The organism is Paractinoplanes rishiriensis (assembly GCF_016862375.1).
Classification (GTDB): Bacteria; Actinomycetota; Actinomycetes; order Mycobacteriales; family Micromonosporaceae; genus Actinoplanes; species Actinoplanes rishiriensis.
This window is the reverse complement of the sequence record NZ_BOMV01000010.1, coordinates 1-7219: the sequence shown is the minus strand read 5'-3', so window position 1 is coordinate 7219 and position 7219 is coordinate 1. Positions and strand designations below refer to the sequence as shown.

General features: G+C 70.6%; 4 protein-coding genes and 1 pseudogene. 1 reads left to right on the top strand and 4 read right to left on the bottom strand.

The annotated features are described in order from the left end of the window. The 4 genes and pseudogenes from Ari01nite_RS07915 to Ari01nite_RS07900 form a co-directional block, all read right to left on the bottom strand. Positions 1 to 617: pseudogene (locus tag Ari01nite_RS07915) on the bottom strand (hypothetical protein); the annotation flags it as partial. A gap of 109 nt (positions 618 to 726) precedes the next feature. Next, entirely contained in the window at positions 727 to 2685 is a 1959-nt protein-coding gene (locus Ari01nite_RS07910; RefSeq protein WP_203780450.1) for a beta-galactosidase, read from the bottom strand. A gap of 12 nt (positions 2686 to 2697) precedes the next feature. Continuing rightward, a complete protein-coding gene (locus Ari01nite_RS07905; protein WP_203780449.1) occupies positions 2698 to 3774 on the bottom strand; it encodes a LacI family DNA-binding transcriptional regulator in 1077 nt (358 codons plus the stop codon). 37 nt (positions 3775 to 3811) lie between these two features. Continuing rightward, positions 3812 to 5767 carry a DUF2264 domain-containing protein gene (locus tag Ari01nite_RS07900; RefSeq protein ID WP_203780448.1) on the bottom strand — a complete coding sequence of 652 codons (1956 nt, stop codon included), beginning with the start codon at positions 5765 to 5767 and terminating at the stop codon, positions 3812 to 3814. A gap of 20 nt (positions 5768 to 5787) precedes the next feature. Between Ari01nite_RS07900 and Ari01nite_RS07895 the strand changes: the two genes are divergently transcribed. Then, on the top strand, positions 5788 to 6123 hold the full coding sequence (locus Ari01nite_RS07895) for a hypothetical protein (protein ID WP_203780447.1): 336 nt from the start codon (positions 5788 to 5790) through the stop codon (positions 6121 to 6123). Positions 6124 to 7219 lie beyond the last annotated feature (1096 nt).

Below are 7219 nucleotides of genomic sequence, written 5' to 3'. Positions count from 1 at the left end.
GTCGGGAGAGTGGCGGCAGTCGGGAGAGTGGCGGCAGTCGGGAGAGTGGCGGCAGTCGGGAGAGTGGCGGCAGTCGGGAGGGCTGCGATGCGGGCGACCAGAGCGTTGATCTCGGCGGCACTCGTGGCTGGGCGCACGGAGAGCGGGACTCCCCTCCTCACCGGCGGGCCCGGGATGGCGGGTGGGTGCCAGGTGAAACGCCAGCGTTCGGTCTGTGGGGTCAGGCCGGCCAGGCGGGCTGCGGTCATCGGGCGGGAAGCCGCCGCCACCACCTCGGGGCGGTCGCGCCAATCGGGTGGCACGGTGGCGTAATACTCCGTGGGGCCGCCCAACGCTGCCCAGGCCGCCTGCAGGAGAGCCACGCCGACGGCCGGGGCGGCGCGCAGGTCGAAGCGTTCCAGCCACGGGCGGCCCACGGCGCCCGGTGGGAGCAGCCACGCGGCCCGGGCCAGCACCTCGGGGCCGCGCGCGGCTATCCAGGTGCGTTCCGGGGCGTAGCCGCCGCCCGCCACGCCGTCGGCCAGGGATATCTGCGGCAGGTCGGGAAGCGGGTCGGGCATCGCGTCGAACAGGTGCAACTCGGACGCGGACAAGGGGCGTACGACCACATCGGTCATGGGTCCTCCGGGGCGGCTTCAGCGCCCCGACGGCGACTCCTCGCGGAAGGGGCGCGACTGCTGGGACATTGCGGCGCCTCCTTCCGGGGTTGCGTTCCGAAGCGTCAGCCTAACGCAGCACGGCCACCCCGCGCGGGGCCAGCCGGCCGTCGGGGCCCAGGTCGATCGGGTCGTCGGTCCGGTTGATCAGGAAGCGGACGTTGTCGCGGACCGCCAGCTCGACGCGGCCGCGCAGGTCCGGCGGCAGTTCGCTGGTCACGCCGGCCCGGGACAGGAACTCCGCCAGGACGGGAGTGATGCCGTCGGGGCCCAGGCGGGTCGACACGTAGCCGGCCGAGCCGGCGCCGAACGGGTGGCGGGTCACGGCGGGGCGGCCGGCCATCTCGCCGGTCTTGTACGAGGCGAGCACCTCGGTGTCGGGGGCCACCTCGATGCGGTCGGTCCACAGGGTGCCCGTGGTGCCGTTGTCGAGTTCGGCTTGTTCGTCGTCGAGCAGGGGCGCGAACTCCTCGATCCGCAGGCCCAGCGCGTCGCGCAGCGGGCCGGGGTAGCCGCCCAGCCAGATGTGGTCGTTCTCGTCGACTATTCCGGAGAAATACGTGGTGACCAGGTGACCGCCATTTTGCACGTACGTGGTCAGGCGTGCACCCAGATCGGCCGGGATCACGTGCAGGATCGGCGCCACCACCACCGGGTAATCGGTGAGGGACGCCGTCACCGGGACGACGTCGGCGCGTACGCCGGCATTGAGAAAGGCCGTGTACCAGTCGACGGCTTCCCGGCGGTAGAGCAACCGGTCGGTGGGGTGTGAGTCCTGTTCGGCCGCCCACCAGGACTGCCAGTCGAAGATGATGGCTGCCGGCGCTTTCTTGCGGCGGGTGCCGGCCACGAAAGCCAGGCCGCGCAGCCGCTCGCCCAGCGCGACCACGGAACGGAACATCGCGCTGTCGGTGCCGGCGTGCGGCAGCATCGCGGAATGGTATTTCTCGGCGCCGGCCCGGGACTGGCGCCACTGGAAGAACGACACCGCATCGGAACCGTGGGCCACGTGCGTCAGCGAATCGCGGTCGAGTTCGCCGGGGCGCTTGGCCACGTTGACCGGCTGCCAGTTCACCGCGCTGGTCGAATGCTCCATCAGGAACCACGGTTCGCCGCCGGCCAGGTTGCCGGTCAGGTTGGCCGAGAAGGACAGTTCGTCGAGGCTCTGCGGTCCGGGATGCCGGTAATGGTCGTTGGCCACGAAGTCGACCTCGTCGACCCAGTCGGTGTAGTCGATGTCCTTCACCGCACCGGCCACCATGAAGTTGGTGGTCACCGGGATGTCGGGGGTGAGCTCGCGCAGAATGGCCTTCTCGGCCCGGTAGTAGTCCCTGAGGACGTCGACCGAGAAACGCTTGAAATCGAGCTGCTGGGTCGGGTTGGGCTGGGTCGCGGCGATTCGCGGCGGCAGGATCTCGGACCAGTCGCCGTAATGCTGCGACCAGAACGCGGTGCCCCACGCGTGATTGAGCGCGTCCATGGTCCGATACCTGGACCGCAGCCATTCGCGGAAGGCCTGCGCGGCCTCGTCCGAGTAGTCGTAGATGTTGTGGCAACCCAGTTCGTTACTGACGTGCCACGCGCACAGAGCCGGGTGCTCGGCATATCGAGTGGCAAGCTCGCGGACCAGACGCAGCGCGTACGTGCGAAATGTTTTTGACGTTGGTCTCCAGTGCTGCCGGCCGCCCGGCCAGATGGTGTTGCCGTTGCGGTCGATCGGCAGGATTTCCGGGTGGGCGGCGGTCAGCCACGGCGGCGGCGAGGCGGTCGCGGTCGCCAGGTCGACCAGGATGTCGTTGGCGTGCAACAGATCCAGCACGTCGTCGAGCCAGCCGAAGTCGAACGCGCCGTCCGCCGGTTCGAGCCGCGCCCAGGAGAAGATGCCCAGCGAGACGATGGTGACGCCGGCCTCGCGCATGGCCCGGACGTCGTCGTCCCACACCTCGCGCGGCCACTGCTCGGGGTTGTAGTCGGCACCGAACTCGAGACGCGGCGCACCGGAACGGCGCACCCAGCGGGTCGTTCGCAACGCGGTCACCTTTCACGCTTTCCGGACGGCCGGTCGGACCGAATCCCGGACCACGATATGCGTACCGAGCATGACGTGCGCGGCGCCGGTCGCGCCGGTTCCCTCGCGCTCCAGGGCCAGCCGTACGGCGGTGCGGCCCAGCTCCTCGTGCGGCACGTGCACCGTGGTCAGCCCGATGTCCTCGGCCGGCGGCAGGTCGTCGTAGCCCACCATCGAGATGTCGTCGGGAATTCGCAGGTCGTGCTCGCGCAGGGCCTGCCGGGCGCCGGCCGCGATCTGATCGTTGGCGGCGAACACCGCGGTGAAGTCGGGCGTCCCGCGGGCGAGCCGGCGCTTCATCATCCGGTAGCCCTCGTTGCGCTCCAGAGTGCCCTCAACTTCAAGATCAAGATCATTGCTGACGCCGAACGCGGCCAGCGCGTTGCGGTAACCGGCGATGCGGCCCTCCGAGGTGGTGTAGCCGGGGCGGTGCCCGAGGTAGAGGATCCGCTGATGCCCTTGGGACAGAAGATGACTGGTCGCCGCGTACGCCCCGCCGGTATTGTCGAACTCCACAGCGATGGCGGGGACATCCCGGCCCAACGGCGGACGGCCACACAGCACGAGCTGCGACCCTGCGGCGGACAGGGCATGCGCATACTCGGCCATGCGGGCGCGGTAGTCGTCGTTGGCCACCACGTTGCCGACCAGGATCACCGCGTCGGCGTGCTCCTCCCGCATGAGCCGCACCGTGGCCAGCTCACGGTCCGGGTCACCACCGGTGGTGCCGATCAGGCAGAGCCGGTCGTGGTGCGCGGCCTGGGTCTGGACGCCCTGCGCCACGTGCGCGTAGTAGGGCGAGATCACCGAGTTCAGGACGATCGCGATGGTCTTGCTGGTGGCGCCGGACAGGGCCCGGGCGTGCGCGTTGGCCACGTAGTCCAGCTCGCGCACGGCGCGCATCACCTTGGTGCGGGTGGCCGGCGCACTCGGGTAGTTGCCGGCGAGGATCCGGGACACCGTCGCGATGGAGACCCCGGCCGCGGCCGCGACATCACGGATCGTGGCCCGGCGGGTGGCCGGCTCACCAGCGTCGGCTCGGCGAGGCATGTCGTTCTCCGGTCTGCTCGGTAGGTAGGGCCGAAGTTTAACCGGTTACTGCGCTGTTTCCATCCCACCGGGCGACGGTGATCCCGGCCGCATCCCGGCGCTCGTAGCGGGGCCGCTCCCCCAGGTCGACGGTCACCGTGCCGCCGTCCGGCCAGCGCAGCGTCGCGGTGGTGCCGTCGAGCGCGGCCAATGCGACGGGCTCGGGTTCGGCGCGGCCGAGGGTGACCTGGCTGACATAGAGGCGGGTGCCGCCGGGATGGGGGTCGCTTTCCAGGTACGGGATGGCGGCATGGTGGGCGAATGCGTCGGCGCCCTCGGTGCGGTGGACGGCCGCGGCGGTGAATCCGGCCAGCGCCGCGATGCCGCTGGCGAGACCGTCGGAGCGCCGCACCAGAGCCGCCGCAGGACCAGCGGACCCGCCCCGACCGGCCGGCCCGCCCTGAGCGGCCGGCCCACCCTGAGCGGCCAGCCCACCCCGACCGGCCGAGGGGGCACCGGCGGAGGGCCGGGCTGACTGGGCAGTTTCGGCGGGTGGGGGTTCTGGGGCGGCCAGCGCGTAGCCGCCGTCGCGCACCCGGAAGCCCGCCGGCGCCGTGACCGCGTGGACGCGTACCTCCGAAGATGCTGAAGCCACCGCGGCCGTGACTATGCGCGCCTGGTCGGTGGCGTAGGCCGAGGCCGCGAAGCGGTCGGCCACGCCGAGACGCTCCACGTGGCGGCGCTCGGAAGCCGTGCCGTCGGGAGCTAGCACCGCCACGTGATTGTCGACGGGAGGCTCGTTGTCGAACTGCGGGCCGGTGTGCGTGCTGTAGGCCAGGCGCACGTAGTTGGGGTCGGGCTGCTGGGTGCGGGTGGCCCGGTCGCTGCCGTGGTTGAGCAGACGGATCACGCCGTCGTCGGTCGCGCCGTGCAGGAGCCAGCCGGGGGCCGGGAGCGGGACCACGATGTCGGACTGCTCGATCGGGGCGGATTCCTCGTCGGCTGTCCACACTGGATGGTCTGGCGTCAGGAGCAGGCCCAGGAAAGCCTTGGCGGCCCAGTAGGGGGACGCGGGGCCGGAGTAGGGCTGGATCATCGGCGGAAAGGGGTGGTGCCAGCCCAGGGTGAGCAGTCCGCGGTCGTCGGGGGCGCCGTGGTCGCGGAAGTGGCGCAGGACCGCGGAGGCGATGCGGCGGGTCCGGCCGGGCGGGAGCGGGGTCGCGCCGGCCAGGGCGCCCAGCCAGAGCGGGGCCACGGTGGCGAAGCGGTAGGTCAGCGAGCGGCCCTGGAATACCGGGGCGCCGTCGGGAGCGAAAAAGTGCTGAAAATCGTCCAGGTACGCGGCCAGGCGCTCGGCGTAACCTCGCGTTGTGTCACCGGACATGCGCGACCACAGCACCGGGTAAAGGTGCATGGCCCACCCCGCGTAGTAGTCGAAGTTCTGGCCGGCACCGTCGGTGTACCAGCCGTCGCCGGCGTACCACTGCTCGATGCGGTCCAGGCCGCCGGTGATCTCGGTGGGGTCGTGCGGGCCGCCGACGGATTTCAGGAACTGCTCGACGATGACGCGGAACAGGATCCAGTTGTTGTCGGGGGTGCGCCTGCCGATGAAGCCGGCCAGCCAGTCGACGACGCGCTGCCGTTCGGCGGTGGCCAGCCGGTCGAAGATCCACGGGCGGGTCTCGTGCAGGGCCAGGGCGATGCTGGCGGCCTCGACCAGTTGCTGGGTCATGTCGGTGAGCGGGGGCCAGGCGTACGGGTGGCCGGGATCGGTGCCGGCGACCAGGCCCTCGGCGTAGCGCTCCAGGATCCCGCCGGGCGCGTCACCGTCGGCGCCGGCCAGCCGGAACGCGGCGATCAGGAACGTCCGGGCGTAACCTTCGAGGCCGTCGCTCACCTCGCCGGAGTGGCTGGCCCTGCCGGGCAGCCGATACTGGGCGGAGCCGCCGGTCGCGTACGGCACCACGGCGGCGAGGAGGTGGTCGGCCGTCGTCTCCCAGTCTTTGCGTTGCATACTTAAAACGTATCCGTAAGGTGTTCGGTGTGTCGATACGCCCTGACCACGGCTTCAAAGGGGAAACGTTTACCTTCGGGATCGGTCATGCTGTGCTCGCGGATGGCGCGGTCGTGCAGTTCGTCGACCCGGCCCGGCCGGACCGTCGGTATCTGCTGGACAAATCGGTTACCTGGCACGGCCCCGAACATCAGTGGGGCGCCGGACATGTGATCACCGACCGGCTCGGCGACGTGCGCTTCGTCCTACCGTCAACAGTGGACAGCCGCCCCGCCCCCACCGCCGACCCACTGGCCAACGACCAGGACTGGCACTTGGTGTACTGGCTACGCCTGGAACATCCCGAAGCCGCCTGACCCCTGGTTCGTTTCCCCACAGATCCAGGTGGCATCGATGCCAAGGCAGCCCCCGCCACCGCATCGACCGAGCCGAACCGGTGGCCACCCACCCAGATTCGCTCCGCCCCGCCGCGCCCACCGACCTTGACCCCGACACCACCCAAATCGGTGGCGCCGAAGCCAAGATCCGCCCCGCGGTCCCGCGCCCAGTCGCCCAGGTGTCGTTGACAGCGGTGACCGCCACCTGGACCCGCAGCGTTGCAGAAGCGCCCGCCGACATATCCGAAAAATACTGTTCAAACGGCCGCTTGGAGCGTCCCCAAGGCCAGATCATGACGCTCTGCTGTCGTCCCCGAACTATCCAGTCCCCGACCGGCAGATCGACAACATCGGGCAGCCGGAGCTCCGGCATACGTTTGCCGGCGAAGACTGCCGGAGGCGAGCGCCGCCCTGCCGCCGGCCCGCCTGCCGGCCACCCAGGGAGAGACGTGACACCGGCCCCTCCACCGCATCCTGAAGAACCCGAACAGTGGCACCCCGACCAAATCCGTCGCAGCACCTCGCGCTCCGCCCACCACCCGCAATCTTGGCGCCTCACCACCGCAGGCGGTCACCACGGCAGCCGTTGGTGTTCGGCTCTCAAGATCTGCGAAACGTGTCGAAGTCAGCCGCAGTCTGTCGCGGCCGCTCGATCGCCGTCGCCCCGACCACAACCTCGAAGTCATCCTAGGAGGCTAGGCATTTAACTGCCCCGCACTGCCCCGCACTGCCCCGCACTGCCCCGCACTGCCCCGCACTGCCCCGCACTGCCCCGCACTGCCCCGCACCGCCCCGCACCGCCCCGCACTGCCCCGCACTGCCCCGCACCGCACCGCACCGCACCGTCGCATTTGCTTCTTAGGTAGCTAGGTGACTTGCTGCTGAGGCCGATCGGCTGCGGCGCGTTGGGGCGGGAGCGGCATTGCACAAGACACCTGGCCGATAGTTGGCGCCGCGTGAGGGCCAGCGGGCATAGGCGCCGCCGCGTGGGCGCCAGCGGACGAAGGCGGCACCGCGTGGGGGCCGGCCGGCGCAAGCGGCGCCGCGTAGGGACCAGCGGGCATAGGCGGCGCCG

What these genes read in the sequence shown, in the direction of transcription:
- Ari01nite_RS07905 (WP_203780449.1), bottom strand. Translation starts at nt 3,774, where the DNA reads ATGCCTCGCCGAGCCGACGCTGGTGAGCCGGCCACCCGCCGGGCCACG.
- Ari01nite_RS07900 (WP_203780448.1), bottom strand. Translation starts at nt 5,767, where the DNA reads ATGCAACGCAAAGACTGGGAGACGACGGCCGACCACCTCCTCGCCGCC.